At 28.1% G+C, this 19,568-nt stretch carries 16 protein-coding genes; 2 read left to right on the top strand and 14 right to left on the bottom strand.

What is annotated here, in order from left to right; translation table 11 throughout:
• Positions 1-238 precede the first annotated feature (238 nt).
• On the top strand, positions 239-1,828 hold the full coding sequence (locus tag JOC62_RS05360) for an ABC-F family ATP-binding cassette domain-containing protein (RefSeq protein ID WP_204594198.1): 1,590 nt from the start codon (positions 239-241) through the stop codon (positions 1,826-1,828).
• Positions 1,829-1,866: 38 nt separating this feature from the next.
• On the opposite strand, the gene JOC62_RS05365 is transcribed toward JOC62_RS05360, so the two are convergent.
• The 7 genes from JOC62_RS05365 to JOC62_RS05395 form a co-directional block, all read right to left on the bottom strand.
• Positions 1,867-4,056 (bottom strand): cellulose biosynthesis cyclic di-GMP-binding regulatory protein BcsB, encoded by a 2,190-nt coding sequence (locus JOC62_RS05365; protein WP_204594199.1) that lies wholly within the window; start codon positions 4,054-4,056, stop codon positions 1,867-1,869.
• 15 nt (positions 4,057-4,071) lie between these two features.
• The gene (locus JOC62_RS05370) at positions 4,072-5,322 is read right to left on the bottom strand and encodes a glycosyltransferase family 2 protein (protein WP_204594200.1); all 1,251 of its coding nucleotides are present in this window, start codon (positions 5,320-5,322) and stop codon (positions 4,072-4,074) included.
• A 10-nt stretch (positions 5,323-5,332) separates the two neighbouring features.
• Positions 5,333-6,676: a DUF2334 domain-containing protein gene (locus JOC62_RS05375; RefSeq protein ID WP_204594201.1), complete on the bottom strand. Its 1,344-nt coding sequence runs from the start codon at positions 6,674-6,676 to the stop codon at positions 5,333-5,335.
• On the bottom strand, positions 6,666-7,517 hold the full coding sequence (locus tag JOC62_RS19415; RefSeq protein WP_204594202.1) for a diguanylate cyclase domain-containing protein: 852 nt from the start codon (positions 7,515-7,517) through the stop codon (positions 6,666-6,668). Before JOC62_RS19415 ends, JOC62_RS05375 begins: the two co-directional genes overlap by 11 nt.
• A 3-nt stretch (positions 7,518-7,520) precedes the next feature.
• Positions 7,521-9,014, bottom strand: coding sequence for a glycan biosynthesis hexose transferase WsfD (wsfD, locus tag JOC62_RS05385; RefSeq protein WP_243425020.1), 1,494 nt, complete (start codon positions 9,012-9,014; stop codon positions 7,521-7,523).
• A gap of 183 nt (positions 9,015-9,197) precedes the next feature.
• Complete coding sequence (locus tag JOC62_RS05390; protein ID WP_204594203.1) at positions 9,198-9,983, bottom strand: HAD-IIB family hydrolase; 786 nt, start codon at positions 9,981-9,983, stop codon at positions 9,198-9,200.
• Positions 9,984-10,064: 81 nt separating this feature from the next.
• Positions 10,065-11,819: a ferredoxin hydrogenase gene (locus JOC62_RS05395; RefSeq protein WP_204594204.1), complete on the bottom strand. Its 1,755-nt coding sequence runs from the start codon at positions 11,817-11,819 to the stop codon at positions 10,065-10,067.
• 298 nt (positions 11,820-12,117) lie between these two features.
• Here JOC62_RS05395 and JOC62_RS05400 point away from each other — a divergent pair, with 298 nt between their 5' ends.
• The gene (locus JOC62_RS05400; protein ID WP_204594205.1) at positions 12,118-13,008 is read left to right on the top strand and encodes a phosphatidylserine decarboxylase; all 891 of its coding nucleotides are present in this window, start codon (positions 12,118-12,120) and stop codon (positions 13,006-13,008) included.
• 16 nt (positions 13,009-13,024) lie between these two features.
• Here JOC62_RS05400 and JOC62_RS05405 read toward each other — a convergent pair whose 3' ends face one another.
• The 7 genes from JOC62_RS05405 to JOC62_RS05435 form a co-directional block, all read right to left on the bottom strand.
• Positions 13,025-14,161, bottom strand: a complete 1,137-nt coding sequence (locus JOC62_RS05405) for a Card1-like endonuclease domain-containing protein (protein WP_204594206.1) — start codon at positions 14,159-14,161, stop codon at positions 13,025-13,027.
• Between the two features lie 138 nt (positions 14,162-14,299).
• A complete protein-coding gene (gene pssE, locus JOC62_RS05410; protein WP_204594207.1) occupies positions 14,300-14,767 on the bottom strand; it encodes a PssE/Cps14G family polysaccharide biosynthesis glycosyltransferase in 468 nt (155 codons plus the stop codon).
• On the bottom strand, positions 14,767-15,237 hold the full coding sequence (gene pssD, locus JOC62_RS05415; RefSeq protein WP_204594208.1) for a PssD/Cps14F family polysaccharide biosynthesis glycosyltransferase: 471 nt from the start codon (positions 15,235-15,237) through the stop codon (positions 14,767-14,769). Before pssD ends, pssE begins: the two co-directional genes overlap by 1 nt.
• 9 nt (positions 15,238-15,246) lie before the next feature.
• Positions 15,247-16,398, bottom strand: coding sequence for a CDP-glycerol glycerophosphotransferase family protein (locus JOC62_RS05420; RefSeq protein WP_204594209.1), 1,152 nt, complete (start codon positions 16,396-16,398; stop codon positions 15,247-15,249).
• A gap of 63 nt (positions 16,399-16,461) precedes the next feature.
• Positions 16,462-17,481 (bottom strand): ribitol-5-phosphate dehydrogenase, encoded by a 1,020-nt coding sequence (locus JOC62_RS05425; RefSeq protein ID WP_204594210.1) that lies wholly within the window; start codon positions 17,479-17,481, stop codon positions 16,462-16,464.
• Positions 17,471-18,193 carry an IspD/TarI family cytidylyltransferase gene (locus tag JOC62_RS05430; protein ID WP_204594211.1) on the bottom strand — a complete coding sequence of 241 codons (723 nt, stop codon included), beginning with the start codon at positions 18,191-18,193 and terminating at the stop codon, positions 17,471-17,473. The genes JOC62_RS05425 and JOC62_RS05430 overlap by 11 nt, the downstream gene beginning before the upstream one ends.
• 226 nt (positions 18,194-18,419) lie before the next feature.
• Complete coding sequence (locus JOC62_RS05435) at positions 18,420-19,565, bottom strand: ABC transporter ATP-binding protein (protein WP_204594212.1); 1,146 nt, start codon at positions 19,563-19,565, stop codon at positions 18,420-18,422.
• Positions 19,566-19,568: the final 3 nt, after the last annotated feature.

Genomic DNA, 19,568 nt, shown 5'->3' on the forward strand with positions numbered 1-19,568 from the left:
GAAGTTAATGCAATTTTTCATGACTGATTCTCCCAACCTACTTTTTAATATAAGTTAATTTTACCATCATTATAAAAAACTTGTCAATATAAATTCTTACTATTGGTATGTTATCTAAGTTATTACTTTTACTAACTTTAGAGCCATTTACCTAATGTTTATTTTGTTATGGTATTTATTTTAATTTATATGTTATAATAGGCAGATAAATATATTTATGAAATGAGGTAGAATAAGATTGATAACTGTATCAAATGTTAGTTTAAGATATGGTGGACGTAAGCTTTTTGAAGATGTTAACTTAAAGTTCACTGCTGGAAACTGTTATGGCGTAATTGGAGCTAATGGTGCTGGTAAGAGTACTTTCTTAAAGATTCTTTCAGGAGAAGTTGAACCAAACACAGGAGACGTATCAATTGCTCCAAATACAAGAATGTCTGTTTTAAAACAAGATCACTTTGAATATGATGAGTTCGAAGTTTTAGAAACAGTAATTATGGGTAATGAAAGATTATATCAAATCATAAAAGAAAAGGATGCATTATATGCAAAGCCTGATTTCACTGATGAAGATGGAATAAAAGCATCAGAACTTGAAGGAGAATTTGCTGATCTTAATGGATGGGAAGCTGAATCAGAAGCTTCATCATTACTTCAAGGACTTGGTATTGGTACTGATACGCACTATAAAAAAGTTTCAGAATTAACTGGTTCAGAAAAGGTTAAAGTTCTTTTAGCTCAAGCCTTATTCGGTAATCCTGGAATCCTTATACTAGATGAGCCTACAAACCATTTAGATATTAAATCAATAAACTGGCTTGAAGAGTTCTTAATAAACTTCCCAGGAACTGTTATAGTTGTATCCCATGATAGACACTTCCTAAATAAAGTTTGTACTAATATAGCCGATGTTGATTTTGGTAAGATTAAAATATTTACTGGTAACTATGATTTCTGGTATGAGTCAAGTCAACTTGCTCTTCAAATGTCTAAGGATCAAAATAAGAAAAAAGAAGAAAAAATTAAAGAACTTCAAGACTTCATTGCTAGATTTAGTGCTAATGCATCAAAATCTAAGCAAGCAACTTCAAGAAAGAAGTTATTAGACAAAATTACTTTAGACGATATTCAACCTTCTACTAGAAGATATCCATTCGTTGGATTTAAGCCTGAAAGAGAAGTTGGTAATGATATATTAGTAGTTGAAGGCTTAAGTAAAACTATCGATGGTGTTAAAGTTCTAGACAATGTAAGCTTTAGAGTAAACAAAGACGATAAAATTGCTTTAGTTGGTGCTAATGAAATAGCTATAACTACATTATTTAAGATATTAAGCGGAGAAATGGAAGCAGATAGCGGAGCATTCAAATGGGGTGTTACTATATCAACTTCTTACTTCCCTAAAGATAATTCAGAATTCTTCAATGATTGTAACCTATCACTTGTTGATTGGCTTAGACAATTCTCAGAGGAAAAATCAGAAAGTTACATAAGAGGTTTCCTTGGAAGAATGTTATTCTCAGGCGAAGAAGCATTAAAAGAAGCTTCAGTACTTTCTGGAGGAGAAAAGGTTAGATGTATGTTATCTAGAATGATGCTTTCAAATGCAAATGTATTAATGCTAGATCAACCTACAAACCACTTAGACCTTGAATCAATAACTGCTGTAAATAATGGACTTAAAGACTTTAAGAGCGTACTTTTATTCGCTTCTCATGACCATGAGTTCATTCAAACTATTGCAAATAGAATCTTTGATATTAAAGAAGATGGTAGCTTAGTTGACAGAGTTATGACATATGATGAGTACTTAGAAACAATGAAATAATTAAAAGCCTTAGGAATTTATAACTCCTAAGGCTTTTTTTATTTTCTCTTAAATATATTCTTTATCTTGTCTTCAACTATATGTTTTTTCTCTTTCTTATCTAATTTTCTATACTTATATGTGAACATTATTATTATAGCTATTACTAGTATTAGTATTAATATAAGTGTAGCCATTAAAACCTTTATGTTTCCATCTAAATTATTTATTTTTTCGAATATAGGCTTTTCCTTCGGAGCACTCATAACAAAACTTCTTACATTTCCATACTGATCTATAATTTCTGAATCGCCAGTAAGCTTGAATGCTTTATCTGATGATGATAGGTACTCCGTTGATTCTCTTAATAACTTATCGTTAGGTGATGTAAGCACAAGCATGCCTAATTGATTATTAAATGGTGATTCACTTAATTGATATGTTGTTATTTGAGAACTAAATGGATCTATTAAATACAACTTCTCATTTGATTCAAATGCACTATATTCTTTATTATACTTAAACCATAAATCTTCATTTACTTCTTTTATAAATGGATTATTATCTGGTGTACCATATATTAAAAGGTTCTTTTCTTTCTTTTCTTTCCCTACTTGTGAGCCCTTCTTTACCATTATAGTTCCTATATTATATTTTAAGTCCTTACCCCAATATGATGCTATATTTCCTAGTGTAGTTAAATCATCTGATTCCATATTATCTGGAGTAACTATTAATATATTATTAAGTGCACCATCATTTATAAATGGATTAGGATAATTATCAAAATAATAATTAAGTTGCTTTGAATTTGGTAAGTATAAATAAGAATCTCCAGTAACTAGTGCCCATGGCGTATCTTCACTTCTCTTTTCACACCATACTCCTGGAACCTCTAAATCAAAGGCAACTTGAATATTTAAGTAACTTGTTTTTTTAATATCAGATGGAATATTTAGTTCTACGAAATCTCCATTAGCATTTTCTTTAGTAAGTTTCTTGCTCCCTATTGGAACTCCATTTATATAAACAGTCACTAGTGATCTATCAAAATCTAAATTCTCCGAATATCTCATATCAAGTTTTATTTTTCCGCCATCTGCAAGAATCCTATTTTTTGGTATGTAATATGATAAGTTCGCTGTTCTTCTAAATGGTCCCTTTAAAAGAATCTCATTATTACCAAGTTCACTAAAGGTTATCTTATTTGAAGGCTCTGATACAATATCTAATTCTTTGGTATTATTATCAATTATATATTGATCTTGATTAATTTGAGAAACTAGATTTTCATTCATCATAAACTTAATTGACTTATTTAGCATATCTGTATTATTTGATACTAATAATAGTATCTTTGTATTTTCATTTTTTGTATAAGGTGATTGTGCTTCTTTTATTACTGATCCATTCTTAAAATTCCCTGAATCAACTTTATTAAAATAGCCTCTAAGTTCATTCGGTAGATTACTCTCTTCACCTATATAAATTATATTATAATCCTTATAATTTTTTATATCAGAATACTTTATTATCTTCCCGTTATAATCACCATTTTTATATATGCTTCCAAGATATGAATTCATCATTAATGCAGATGATACATCACTATCTGTGTAATTATCTGGCACTACAATTACAGTACCAGGATTTTTATCATCATTAACTTTTAAAAATGGATATGGAAAATTTGAAATATTATTATCTGAAGCTATGTTTTTATAATTTACTGTTACCTTAGAGGTTTTGTATATATCAAGCCAATTTGCTGAGTTTACATCATCAACACATGGCAAATCAGTAACTCTTGCATATGCATTTACAGTAAATTTATTACTTCCTTCTTTAAATAGTTTCTTTGGTATTCTTACCTTTAGAGTTTGAGTTTCTTTTTTAGGATTATATGCTATCTTCTCAGATGAAAATGGTATATCATTTACTGAAAGAGTTAAATAACTTTCAACGCCTTTTTGAACAACCTGATTCATACTAAAATCTATTTCTGCCTCAACATAGTCTGTTCCCCACCATTTTTCTAAATCAAAAAACCAACTATGAGAAGAAAATACCCCTTTAAATACTACATCAGAATCTATATAAAAAGTTTTTTTATTTGATTGGTTTGTAACTTTATTATTTTTAGGTGCTGCATTCGCAATATTATTATTTAAGGTAAATCCTATAAGAATGGTAAAGCTGAATATTAGTAATACTTTAAACATCCATTCTGCTTTATTGTGATTTTTCATATTATATCCTCCCTTCTAAAATCTTTCTGTTTTATACCACTTAACCTCTCTTTTGAATAATATATCTTTAATGTAATTATAAAATCCAAGTAGTGCTACAAAAGCCCATAGCTTACAATAGAAAAAATACATTAAGAATATAATAATTATATTTTTAAATGTTAATTCACCTTTTTCTGTAGATATCGCTACCATTATAGATAATATAAACATGACTATTGCAATTAACCAAATTATTGCCCCAAATCCAGTTAAATTTAAATGGATAAGTCCTGTCATTCCAAGTATAAATAAGCCATCCGAAATAATACTTGCTGATAAGAATAAGAAATATGTCATAGCATAATAAAGAATATCAAATCTAGTAACACCAGCATTTCTCTTAAATAAATATTTGAAGTTTTTTATTACAACATAGGTATTTCCCTTTGCCCATCTTGTTCTTTGTCTAATCCAAACCTTTAGAGTTTGAGGCTCCTGCTCCCACGTAACTGCAAGGGGCATAAATTTTATTTTGTATCCCATTCTATACATTCTAAAACTTATTTCTGTATCTTCCGTTATTGCTTTTGTGTCCCATCCACCCATTTCTTCTATTATACTTCTTCTTATAACAAAATTCGTTCCTGGAATAGTGCATAAACCCAACAATTGCCATCTACCCGCCTGCGCCATCCATTGAAATGTAAGTGTTTCTATATTTATAAACCTTGTAAGAAGGTTCCTAGATTTATTTCTACATCTAAATTTCCCGATAACAGCTCCAAGTCCATCATCTTTTATAAGTGTCTGTACTAAATATTTAAGTGCTTTTTTCTCTGGAGTATTATCAGCATCATATATTGCAAGAATTTCTCCTCTGCTTTTTTCAAATCCAATATTTAAAGAATTCGATTTTCCCTTACCTCCAACTATATTATCTGTACTTATCACGGTTAAATTTCTATCTGGATTATTATTTTGTATTTCAGTTAATATATCATGTGAATTATCACTTGAGTTATCATTAATGACTATAATTTCATATTTATCCTTTGGATAATCAAACTCCAAAAGAGATTGAACAGTTTTTCTAATTACCTTTGCTTCATTATGCGCTGGAACCATAACAGAAACAAAAGGATATTCTTTTAATTCTTCATCCATTTTAACTTTTAAAGTTTTAGTATAATAAACATATCCAGCAACCATTAATATGACATTTATAAATATTATTACCCATATAACTGCCAAAGAGTATAAAGCCAAATAATCAAATATATTCATACCAGTCTCCTTATTTGAAGTACTTCCTCTTGTCTTTTTTCCTACTCAAGATAACTATTATTAAGAAAATAATGCTTGAAGATACCGCTATTATTATAATTATTTTTTTAGGCTTTTCAATGCTTATTAACTTTTCATTTTCCTCTAAGCTACTATTTTTCTCTACAGCTTTTGCAAAGTCATCTTGACTTATAAAATTATTTTGAGTAACTGGACTTCCATCTAAAAAAGTACCACTAATCCCCGACTTTATTGTATTATTATTTATCTTCAATTCTATATTTAAATATCTTGGATCATTAAAATATATCTCTAAATTTCTAAGTTCATCTACAATATTTTTAAACTTATCATAAGGTATACTATTATCCACAGATATAGCAATATCTTTAAAATCACGATATTTAATATTATTTATCTTTGTATAATCTACCTTATTTATAACATTATTAAATTTAATATTTTTAAAATATCCATGATTTTGGACTCCCATACCTTCATCATCACTTATAAAGATTGTATTTGTCTTTTCAAGAAATTGCTTCATATCCTCTCTATATAAAAAGAAATCCGGTATATCAAATCCTAATGGATATATAAGATAGTTTAGATAATTTTGATATCCTATTTCACTTTTATTAATTATATCTTCTGAAGGTACTGATTTTTCCATAATGTATGGGCTATGTAATATTACATATCCTCCCTTACATTGAGCATACCTAAGCACTTCTGCAAATCTCTTCATTGCATTAAAATCTGTATTTTCAAATATAGGTATTGCACTAATAAAAAATTGAATTCCATGACTATTTAAATAATCTATTTTATTTACTAATTCATTTAAATCTATAAAAGGATTAACATTATCTAGTATAAAATATTTCTTTTGAATCCATACTTCTTTTTCATTAAATGCCTTAAAAATCTTTTTTTGAGTAGAACTATTTAATGAATTTAAACCGATATGTGTTATATTAGATTGGCCTTTAAACTCACCGTAATTCTTTCCTATCCAGAATATAGTTCCCTTAAAGTTTTTGATTTTGTCCTTCATATCTTTACTTAGACTATTATCATCATTACTTAATATAATTACACTACTGTAATCTCTAAATAACTCATCTTTAAAATCATTAAAATTAACTATATCTACTTTCCCGCCAAATGATAACACCATTTCATTTACATAATCCAGGGTATTCTTATCTTCTCCATACTGAGTATAGCTATCATATAATATGATTATATTATTCAATGTTGAAGCAGAAGCTTTCCTTTGCGGAAGCACACCAAATAAAGCAAATATAATAAAAATATAAAAAATATAATTTCTATATTTTTTATACATCATACTCGACCTCTGCTTCTGCTCTCCTTAAGAAATCAATTGGATCTTTTATATCTTCGCTCCAAGCCTTATATCCAACTTGTATCTCTAGGTTCAATCCCCCAAGTAAACTATCCTCATCTAAAACTATCTTCTTTATCTCTTCCTTAAGCCTTTTCATTACTACTCTTGCACCTTCTTCAGTTGATAATAATATATACGCAAAAGTTGAATCATTGATAATATATTTTCTGTCTTCGCCTCTTAATAAAGTACTTATTCTATTTACGGCAAAAGTTATAACATCCTTATACTTCTCCTCTCCAAGGAATCCTTTTATCTTATCGCTATATTGTATATTTACTACCATTACAGTTATTGGAATATCTTTTCTTCTCCTTGTCATGCTTATATATATTGGTAGTTCATTCATAAAAGCTCTTGAGTTTCGCATACCTGTTTCGTGGTCAATCATTACAAGATTATTGTTTCTTTCTCTTAGTTCAGTTATCTCTTTTTGCATCTTAAAAATAAGGCTTGATATATTAGATATTAATATAGCTGAAATAATAATAATAATAGTCCAGAAATATGTACTAATATCAATTCTACTATTTCCACCTAATGCAAAATAAAGTTTTATACTCATATATACAAAGTCTACAACTAAGGATACTATTAGTGACAATGTTATATTTGTATAATAAGATATAATCATAACAATTACTAAAATTAAAAACATAATATAATTTTCAAAGCTTGATTCCAATTTTAATATATTAAATGTAATCCCTATTCCAAAGAAAAATACTATTAGTATAGTTACTGCTAAGTCTATTTTCTTTCTTATATCTAACGAACTCACTCTTTAACCCTCCTTAATGTCCTTTTTCTTTAATAAATTTAATACAAAATATAAAAACATTATGTCCCAAGACATGTTGTACATAAATTCATGCTTAGAAAGGTCCGCATCTCCTGCTCCAACTAATGATGTCGCTATTTGGACTAATCCTATTAAGAATATATATACATAAGCCTCTTCCATTAATCTCCCACTCTCATCATCTTCATATCTTGAAAGTTTATATCTTTTTATAGATAAAATGAAAAATAATATTATATAAATCATAGATGCAATAAATGTTTTAGGCAAATATTCACTCTTAAATGTACTCCATCCACTGAAGAAATAAGATTTAGCACCTGGCTCCCTTCCTGCACTTTTTTCATAATTTCCTTGTGTAATTGGCCTTATATAATAAGCATTTCTGAATCCTATATCAATCATCTTAAACATATCCTTAGGATGTGTCGCATAATAAAGAATTATTTTATCTATCGTAAAATGATCATAATATGATTTAATAAGATCTTTATTTTTCAAATCAATTTGAGGGACATCTACAAAATATATTGTATTTTCTAGCAATGAATATTGATCATTTATATTCATATCATCTAGTATTTTATCTGCATCTCCTTCATCTAAAAGAATACCTCTATTTAATGCATGATATCTATTTATATAGTCAAAGTCTCCTTCTATTGATTTGTAAAAAAATCCTGCTCCTACAACAAATGCTATTGCCATTATACAAGATAGTATTTTTACTGATAATTTATTTGTATAATGCAATATTCTCCACATTAAAATTCCAAGTAATACACCAGTAGGTGCTAATTGCTGCTTAGCTCCAAAGAATATAAAAGATGTAATAAAAAAGGTAATTAAGTTATACCAAGTAAATTTATTAAGTCTTATCATATAGAGTAATATTCCTATACTCAATAAAAAGAATGGTATATTAACTCCTTCTCCATAGAAAGAATTAAAATATGCTATATAGCCAGTGTCCATAAAAATAAATATGTATAATAAAGTTATCATTAACTTAAATACTGGCCTTCTTAAGTACGATGTAAATACCTTTACTAATATATAAGCAGCTATTGCATGAAATACAAGTAATATAGCTGACAAAAATCGGATATCAAATATTTTATTATTACCTGTAATTAATTTATTTAACATAATTGCTGGTTTTATTAGAATAGATTGAGTTGATATAAGCATTCTTTTGTTATCACTATGATACTGATTAATACCATAGTCTTTTTGAAAGTATTTAAAATGCTCATCTTGTTGATCTTCTGGATTATTGTTTAAATAATGAAGATCATTTTGACTTATAATTCTAAAAAAGTCACCATTATTAGCCATACCTATTAAAGGTTTAATAAATAATGTCATTGATCCTATAGCTAAAACTAATATTACAGCTAATATTGGAAAATTCACTCTATTTAGCATAATATCTGCCCTTATCGCACCATTCTTAATACTATTAAATAATTTCATAGTAAAAAGCTCCTTCTCTATAATGCCTTTATTTAAATCATACTATTTTTAAAAGTATATATAGCAAATAAACATTATATTTTTTATAAACATTTTTATACTTCTTATTTCTTAAATTAGATAATTTTAAAGGTTAACTTATTTAAATGAGTTAACCTTTATATTCTTAAAATATCCATTTAATTATTTTATTATGTTATCTACAATTTCATGAACAAAGTCTATATGATTCTTAGCATATTCTTTTACGCCCTCTTCCGCCCTATTAAATGTATAACTATTATTAGTTATATTAAACATAGATACATCATTAAAAGAATCTCCAACTGTATATATATCATCAAAACTCTTATTTTCAAGTTCTAGTACCTCTGTAAGTCCATTTCCCTTTGATGAACCTTTTGATACTATATCAACAAAAAATTGATTTCTAAATATTCCAAGTTCATCTCCAAACATACCTATTAAATTTTCTTTTATTTTCTCCGCTCTTTCTATTGAGCCATCTGTCGCAAATACACTTAATATAAGGGCTCCACTTTTTAATTTTAATATCTCCTCTTTTGATGCTGTATCAACATCTAATTCTGCAAAGAATTCAAGATTATTTAAATCAACACTAGGGTTTTCAATTAAATTCATTCCATTTCCATTATCAAAATAAACCATTGTATTTTCTTCTTGTGAGAATTCTTTAATAATCTTTTCTACCACTTCAAAACTTATCATACTATTTTTTATAACCTTAAGGTCTTTATCTAATATTAATGCTCCGTTACAAAGCACTAAGTAATCAAATTCTAACTCATATTTTTCTAAGACATCTTTCATCCCTAAAAAAGTTCTTCCAGTGGATACAATAAATTTGTGTCCTTCTTTCCTTAGTCTCTTTATTCCCTCAATATCCTTTTGATTAATCTCTTTATCAACTAATAAAGTTCCATCAAAATCACTCGCTAGTATCTTCATATTACCTCCATAAATAAAAAAAATATATCTCACACTTACTATAGCATGAGATATATTTAAATTACAGATTATTCTACAGAATTATACAATTTCTTCTGATTTTTTATCTTTTTTCTTATACTTAAGATGTAATAACTCATGAGCCTTTCCATGACCTGGATGTCCCATATATGTTTCATACATCTTTAATAAAGCTTCATTTTCATGAGATTTTCTCTTTTTAAAGTTTTTATCTTGATTATATAAAACAGATGCTCTTACAGCTCTTACATTTATCTTTTCTCTATCTGTAGCACTTACATGTGGCTGACCACCACCATCTACACATCCACCAGGACATGCCATTACTTCGATGAAGTGGTATTGTTTATTATCAAGTCTTCCACTTTCAATGAATTCAAAAAGATTTGCTGAACCATTAACTACAGCTAGATTATAGTCTTTTCCACCTATCTTTACCGTAGCTTCTTTAATTCCATCTAATCCTCTTACTTCATGATATTCTACATTTTCTAAGCTTTCATTTTCAACAAAGTCCTTAGCTGTTCTTATCGCAGCTTCCATAACTCCACCTGTTGCTCCGAATATTACTCCAGCACCGGTGTATTCTCCCATTGCAGGATCTTGAACTCCATCTTCTAAATTAGCAAAATCTATCTTTCTAGCTTTTATCATTTTAGCTAATTCTCTTGTTGTAATAACAGCATCTATATCTCTTAATCCATTTTGTTCCATTTCTGGTCTATCAGCTTCATATTTTTTAGCTGTACATGGCATAACAGTTACCGTAAATACCTTTTTAGGGTCAATATCAGCTAATTGAGGATAGTATGTTTTAGTAGCAGTACCAAATATTTGTTGAGGTGATTTAGCTGTTGATAAATTATCTATAAGATTTGGATAGTAATTTTCAACTTGTCTTACCCAAGCAGGACAACATGATGTAAGCATTGGGAAAGGTCCACCTGCCTGTATTCTTTGGACAAGCTCAGTTGCTTCTTCCATTATGGTCATATCAGCACCAAAGTTTATATCAAATACTTTATTGAATCCTAATTCTCTTAAAGCAGTATATAATTTACCAGTTACATCTACCCCATAACCCATTTTGAATAATTCACCCATTGAAGTTCTTACAGCAGGAGCCATAGCAACTAATACATGCATTTCTGGATCAGCTAAAGCTTCTTCAACTCTTTCAATATGTGATTTTTCTTCTAATGCAGCCACTGGACATGCAGATACACATTGTCCACATAATAAACAATTTGTATCATCAAAACATTTATTATCTGTTGGAGCTACCATTCTAGTTCCATCAAAGTTTGCTATCTTTATAGCTTCTGTACCTGATTTTACTTTACAGCTTGATTGGCATCTTCCACAAAGTACACACTTTGTTCTATCTATAGTAATTGATTTACTTCTTTCATCAATATATTCACTTTTATCTTTTGGTAAGAAAGGCGTTGTTGCTCTTCCTTTACTTTTTATAACTAATTTTAAGAACTCACAAGTTTCTCTTCTTGAACATGGTCCACACTTGAATTCATGTTTATTTAATAAAGCTGAAACTCTAGATTTAACTCTTTCTTGAACCTTTTCTGTGTTTGTTCTTATAACCATTCCATCTTCAACTTTTGTAAGACATGCTAGTACAAGATTTGGTTTACCTTCAACTTCTACTGCACAAACTCCACACTTACCAACATTTCCACACTCTTTTAAATAGCAAAGAGTAGCAATGTCATCAATCCCATTTGCTCTCGCTGCATCTAATATATTAGTACCTTCTGCAACTTGGATTTCCTTATCATTAATAACTAATTTTTTCATCCTAAAAGACGTACCTCCATTAACTTAAATTTAAAACTCTCTTAAACAAAAACTTTGTTATAATTTTAACTTATAATAATAAAAATAAAATTTATATTATTAAGTATAAATTTATATAAAATATCTAATCATATTTAAACTACTATTAGATTTTAACCTATTCCGATACTAATATCAATTGGAAGTTCCTATTATTATGTATCAGAATTTCCTATAACTTGCATTAACAAACGATTTCTACTATACTTTTATTATATTTACTAAGAAATTTCCAATAAAAGTAACAAAGGAGTAATTAATGATACTTGTATACAATAGAACTACAAAATCACATGAGGAAGAAAAGGTAGCTGGAAGAAAGTATTTAGAATGGTGCTATCAATCACCTGCTGGCAAACGCCTTACCGAATTATTAATTAAGAAAAAACTTTGCTCTAAAATGTATGGACTTTTCTGTGACACTAAATTAAGTACAAAGAAAATACCACAATTTATAGAAGATTTTAATATTGATATGAATATATATTCTAAAGAAGCTTCTGATTTTATAACATTTAATGATTTCTTTGCAAGAACGGTGCTACCAAATGCTCGTCCAATTCCAGATGATATTAATAAGTTAATGTCACCTGCAGATGGAAGACTCTTTGCTTATGAAAACATAGATATGAATAAAATCGTTCAAGTTAAGGGAATTACATATAGCTTAAAGGAATTGCTTGGAGGCTCAAATGTTGCTAAAGACTATGATGGCGGAACCTGTTTAATTTTTAGACTTTGTCCAACAGATTATCATAGATATCACTTTATAGATTCTGGTATCCCTGGACCAAATCACTTTATAAGAGGAAATTACTATTCAGTAAATCCTATAGCAGTTGATAAAATACCTAAATTATTCTGCCAAAATAAACGTGAATGGTCAGTATTTAAATCAGATAATTTTGATGATGTACTCTATGTTGAGGTAGGGGCAACATGTGTTGGTAGTATAATTCAATCATACACAGTAGGCAAACACGTCAATAGAGGCGATGAAAAAGGATATTTTAAGTTTGGTGGATCAACAGTTATAGTATTCCTAAAAAAAGGGATAGTTAAAATTGATGATGATATAATAAATCAAACTAATTTAGGATATGAAACAAAGGTAGTTATGGGTGAAGAAATAGGTACCAAGATACTATAGTAAAATAACTCAAGATTTAATCTTGAGTTATTTTGTTTATTATATTCTCTAATGTTTTTTTAAAGATATTTATATCTCTATCAAGTATAACTAAGTGTATTCCCATCTCTCTTGCTCTATCTATCACTGATGATTTATTTGGCTTTTTAGTAGCTATTAGTATCTTTTTAGAAATTTCTCCACCAATTCTATCACTATATACCTTTAATTCATTAAGTGTATTTTCATCATACTTTGCACTGTCCTTGCAAGATATACATACCATAACTGAATCTTTAATAGCCACAACGTCTAATTCGTTTTTTATATTTCCATGAAGTTCATTCCACATAAATACAACTCCACTTTTAACATCATCTATAGAATTTATTTCTTTAACTATACTTTCCGTAAGTATCTCAAGCCAAGTTCCACTTTTAAATATAAATCCTTTTAGATAATCATTCAAAAATGTAACTTTTATACTCTTATCTTCTTCTACATCTATTAAATTTAATTTTTTAAGATTGCTTATTACTTTAAATAAGATAGTTTTCTCTTCATCACATAGTTTTTCTTTATTTATGGTAACTATTCTTTGATTATTATAATCGTGTGAAAATATTTCCGTATCATATAACCTTTGTTTGTATTTATGCCATATATCCATATTTTCATAGATTATCTTAGCAAAATCTAATATCTGATTATCATTTGTAAGTCTACACTCATGAGATATTATATTATTGCCATTCGATTTAAATATTTCCTCTATATCTAAATCTACAAGCTCCTCTTCTAATATATTTAAATTCTTCTTAAACCAATATTCCTTCTTTTTAGGTATATCAACATATACTCCATCTATATTAAGTTCTTTACATTTATATAAAAGTTTAAGAGCCTTTAATGTATCATTTAAAGTTAGGTTTATTATAAGTCTATTCTCTTTACCTTTAAACCTATCTATTATACTCTCTATATTCTCTTTTACTATTTCAATATTACTATCATTATTATTTTCTTTATATATCTCCACTAAATTATCAAAGATCTCTTCTTTATGCACATTACATTCAGCAACAATTATATTTTCAAACTTATATTTTTTAGCTAAAATTATTCCACTCTCATTATGATCATTAAATACTGTAAGCAAGGTACCTTCTTTCATAATAATTCTCCTTAAATGTTCTATTTTATAATTAATTTAACCTTTAAATACAACTTTAATTCAATGAGAAGTATAATGTATCCAATAATTATTGCTAAAAAAAGAGAAACCCTATATAGGTTTCTCTTTAAATTCAAACTATAAATTATCTATAGTATCATTTATAAAGTTGATAAGCTTACTATTATCAAATACATATTCCTTTAAATCTATTTCCTTGTAGTTATTAATAGCTTCATTTAATGAATCAAAATCTGTACAATTAATTGTATATCCCTCTTTTGATAGCTTATTACATATTTCTAATTGATGATCATCATTATGTTCCTTATACTTTGAAAGCCTTGGCATAGTTATAACTTTCTTCCTATATCTAAGCCCAGTAAGTATTGAACCAACTCCTCCATGAGTTATAACAAGATCACTTTTATTTATATATTCATTGAATTCCTTTGGTGATAAAAAAGGTATTACCTTATATTTTTTTGAAGAAAACTCTGTATTCCCTGATTGGATTATAACTTGCTCGTTAATATTCATATCTTCTAAATACTGTAACATTCTTTTAAACTCTAGCTCATGAGTTCCTAAAATAACGAATATCATTAATATAAATCTCCTTTGTAAATTGCATTTTCATAAACATCAAGCATTTCTTCATGTTGAACTAAAAATACATCTGCAATTTTATTTATCATCCTACCAGACATACTTTGAGAATTTACTCTTGCAAATGTTTCAATAAATATTATCTTCTTCTTAAATAACTTTGCAATATAACACATTGGTACCGCTGTGTGAGCTCCAGTTGTTACTATTACATCTGGTCTTATCTTCATATATAAAAATAATGATTTTATTATGTTATATGGAAACTTAAACATATAACTAAGCATATAATTTCTAGCTCCGTACACTAAATAATTTATTTTATTTCCATACTCTTCTTTAAATTTTAAAGTAGTATCATTCTTCTCAGTTATTATATGATAATCATAGTTTTTAAATATACTTTTTAATTGCATTAATTCAGATAAGTGTCCACCAGTTGATGATATAAATATAACTTTTTTCATGTATCTCACCTAAATATCTTTCTTTAAGATTATTTTATCTACAAATCTTTTAGATGCTAAACCATCAGTATAATCAAAGAATTTATTTTTAAATGCCTTTATTTTTTCATAATCACAATTACTGCTATTTAATACTTCTATAAGTTCATCCGTATTCTTAACTATAGGTCCTGGCACAAAACTTTCATATGGATAATAGAAATCTCTCTCATGCTCATATGAATCTAAATCATCAGCATAGAATATCATAGGTCTCTCTAATAGTGAATATTCAAATACTATTGATGAGTAATCTGTAATAAGCAAATCTGTCATTATTAAGATATCATTTATAGCTGGATAGTCTGATAAATTAACTACTCTATCATTCTTTATATTTATACTATCCTTTACAAATGGATGCATCTTAAGTGCCAGTATATACTCTTCTGGTAATGTATTTACTACTTTTTCTATATCAAAAGCTATATCCATTTTAGCATCTGATTGACTATTACCTCTAAATGTAGGTGCATATAATACAATCTTTTTACCTTTGATTTCTGGATATTTATTATATACTCTCTCCATGGCATCCTGCTTCATTTTCTCATTAAAGAATATATCTGTTCTTGGTATTCCTATGGGATCGATATTATCTTCACTCATATTAAAAGCTTCAGCATAATATTTAGCTACCTCTTTTGAGCTAACTAACACATGTGAGTAGTTACTGTGTATTGGTATATACTTAACATAACTATTATCTGCTCCAAAGTTTTTATCTAATATACTAAATCCAAACTTTTTGAATGCGCCACAGGCATGCCACACTTGAGCTACTTCTGTACCTCGTCTAAGCTTGCTTACTGTATATACCGGAAAGTAAAAATCATCTATTAAAAAATACTCAGAAGTTGCCATGTAATATGTAGCTTTCATCATATGAAGAAAGTAAGTTAATATTCCTTTCGCACCTTTATTAAACTTTTCATAAAGGAATTTACACTCATATCCTGAATTTATTGATTCTATTTCATCATGTATATATTTAAAATTACCATTCATAGTGTCATTTCTATAAGTTGCAAATACTATTCTCTTCTTTACAGGAAATATATAAGAACAATAATATACAATCCTTAGTAGGTACTTTAATATTACTCTTTCTAATGTTTTCATGTCCTAAAATCCTCACCTTAAGATATATTTAAAGACCCTTATAAAAGGGTCTTTATTTTAATATTAAACTCTCCAATTTAATACTGTTTTAAACGGAGTTGTTAAGTCATGTTCAAATCCTTTTATTATATCCTCAATGCCTCTTACATCAATTACTGCTGAGATTAATTTTTGTAATTGATTCTGTGCATCTTCATGCGCTTCTAAGAAGTCTACACCTTCTTGGAAATCAACTCTTCCACTTCTGCTGCTTCCTACAATAGTTAATCCTTTTTCTAAAACCATTCTAGTATTTATAGGCACTGGATTTTCTGAAACTCCAAGTAGTGCAATCGTACCTTCTGGATTTATGTAATCTATTATTTGATCTATTGCATATTGACTTCCTTTTCCACCAACTGCTTCAAAAGCATGATCTACTCTTAAATCATCTGGAATATTATCTATTTGTATAGTTTCATCTACGAATGAGAAGAAGTTTAATTTTTCTTCGTTTTTACCAAAAACTATTATTTCTGATTCCGGGAATTTCTTTCTAAGTATTAATGCAGTTATAAATCCTACATTTCCATCTCCCCAGATTCCTATCTTATTTCTTCTCTTATGAGCTCTTCTATCAAATCTATCTATTGAATGAGCTGAAACACTTATAAGTTCTAGGAATGAAGCAACGTCATGATTTATATTATCATATTTTATAATACGATCTCTTTTCATAAATACATATTGTTGCATAAATCCATCATAACCACTGGCTCTAAACTTACTTGTTATTAAGTAATTTTCTGCTATTATATTATCAACTTGAGTTGGAGTATTTGGTATCATAACTACTGTATCTCCAGGTTTAAATTCTCCCTTTGGATCATATATAACTTCACCAACACCTTCATGAATAAGAGCCATAGGAAGCTTCTTCTTCATAGCTTCTTTGCCTCTTGTTCCTGTATAGTATCTTTGGTCTGCTGCACATATTGATAATCTTGTAGGTCTTACAATTATTCCTTCTCCATCTAAGCTTCTCTCTTCAAATTCTACAGTGATTTGCTTAGGTGCAATTAATCTATATACCTTATTTATCATTTATCTCATCCCTCACTAAAGCATTTGCTAGTTTTAAGTCATATGGAGTAGTTATCTTCATATTGAATACTTCTCCTTGTACTAACTTAACATGTTTTCCTTTAACAACGAATATCTTTGCAGCATCAGTTAATATTTGCTTTTCATCATTTGATAATGAATTATATAAATTAGTTAATTCTTTTATATTAAAACTTTGTGGTGTTTGTCCTTGGTACATAAAGTCACGTCTTGGGATATCACTTATTATATCTCCATCAACTGATTCTACTATTGTATCGAAAGCTGGAACGACAGTATCACAAGCACCAAACTCTAAAGTAGCATCTATGTTATCATTTATTATTCTATGAGTTAAAAACGGTCTTACTGCATCATGAGTAACTATTATATCTTCATCATTTATTCCGAATTTTTCTTCGATATACCTTATACCACTCATTATTGACTCATTTCTATCTGATCCACCTGCACATATAACTATGTTATCTATTAGATTTTTTGGTATGTATTTATTTATTAAATCATTAGTGTGCTGAATCCATTGCTTTGGTGTTGTTATGATTATTTTATCAAATCTTGTATTTAATAAAAACGTCTCAACAGTATGAATTATTATTGGCTTATCACCAATTTTTAAAAATTGCTTTGGCATTTCAGTGTTACCCATACGAGTACCTTTTCCACCTGCTAATATCTCTGCGTATATCATATTATCACTCCTATGCATATTTTCTTTTATGCTCATTCTTTGTAATTTAACGATTCTTTATCTAGTTTCTTGTCTTATATTATCATAATTTAATAATATATTATTTTATGCTTTACTGTATTAAATATATATTACATTTACTTATTGTTTTCCATATTATTATAATTGTATCACAATTTTTTATTATTTAAAATAATAAGGATAGTGATAAACACTACCCTTATTATTAATTTCTCTTTACCTTCAATCTATTATTTTTTATTAATAAAGATAAATTATATTCTTGTGCCATAAATTGTCCAACCTTATTCATGCACCACATTTGTCTTATAAATCTTTCACCTTGAACATCTAAGTGTAACTCAGCTGTGAAATATCCCTTTGGTATTTCATCAAACTTAAGAGTACATACATATTCAATTCTATTAGTTTCTTTTTTATATTCAAATTCAAAATTCTTAAATTCAACTTCTTCATTATCTTGTTTTAAAGTAATACTATCAATTTTAAATTCTTTATTTTCTGGTAAAACTTCAACATAACCTTTAAATTCAACTTTATCAGAGAACATATCAATATCAGTCAAGCTTTGCTTTATCTCTACAAAATCCTTATATTGTTCCATATTCTTTAATATAGTCTCTACTGGTATTCCATTTAAATAATGCTTATAAAGATTCGCAACTTCATCAATATCTCCATATGATAAAAGCTTTCCTTCATTAAGCCACATTCCCTTTGTACAGAATGATCTCATTTGAGGTAATGAGTGAGATACGAAAAGAATTGTTTTTCCTTCATCTCTGAATTTATCCATTCTCGTCATACATTTTTGTCTAAATATTTCATCACCAACTGCTAAAGCTTCATCGACAACTAATATTTCTGGATCAATATTAACTGCTATAGCAAAACCTAAACGAGCTTTCATACCACTTGAATACATTCTTACAGGTTGATCTATGTATTCTCCAAGTTCCGAGAATCCAATTATATCATTTAACTTTTTAGTTATCTCACTTCTTATAAGTCCCATTGAGTAACCTTTAAGATAAATATTTTCTCTTCCTGTAAGCTCTCCATCGAAACCTGCTGTAAGTTCTAATAATGCTGATACTGTACCATTTACTAATATTTCACCTTCTGTCGGATATACAACTCCAGTTACCATCTTAAGTATAGTAGATTTACCTGATCCATTTTTACCAAAGATACCTATAACCTCACCTTTTGGTAATCCAATACTTAAATTATCTATTGCTCTAAAAGGAGTATATCTTTTTCCCCAGAATAAATCTTTAAAACGATCTTTATCATTTTTATATAGTTTATATTCCTTAACTACATTTTTAAATTCAACTGCATATTCCATAAA

The organism is Clostridium sardiniense (genome assembly GCF_016907995.1).
In the GTDB taxonomy this organism is placed as follows: Bacteria; Bacillota; Clostridia; order Clostridiales; family Clostridiaceae; genus Clostridium; species Clostridium sardiniense.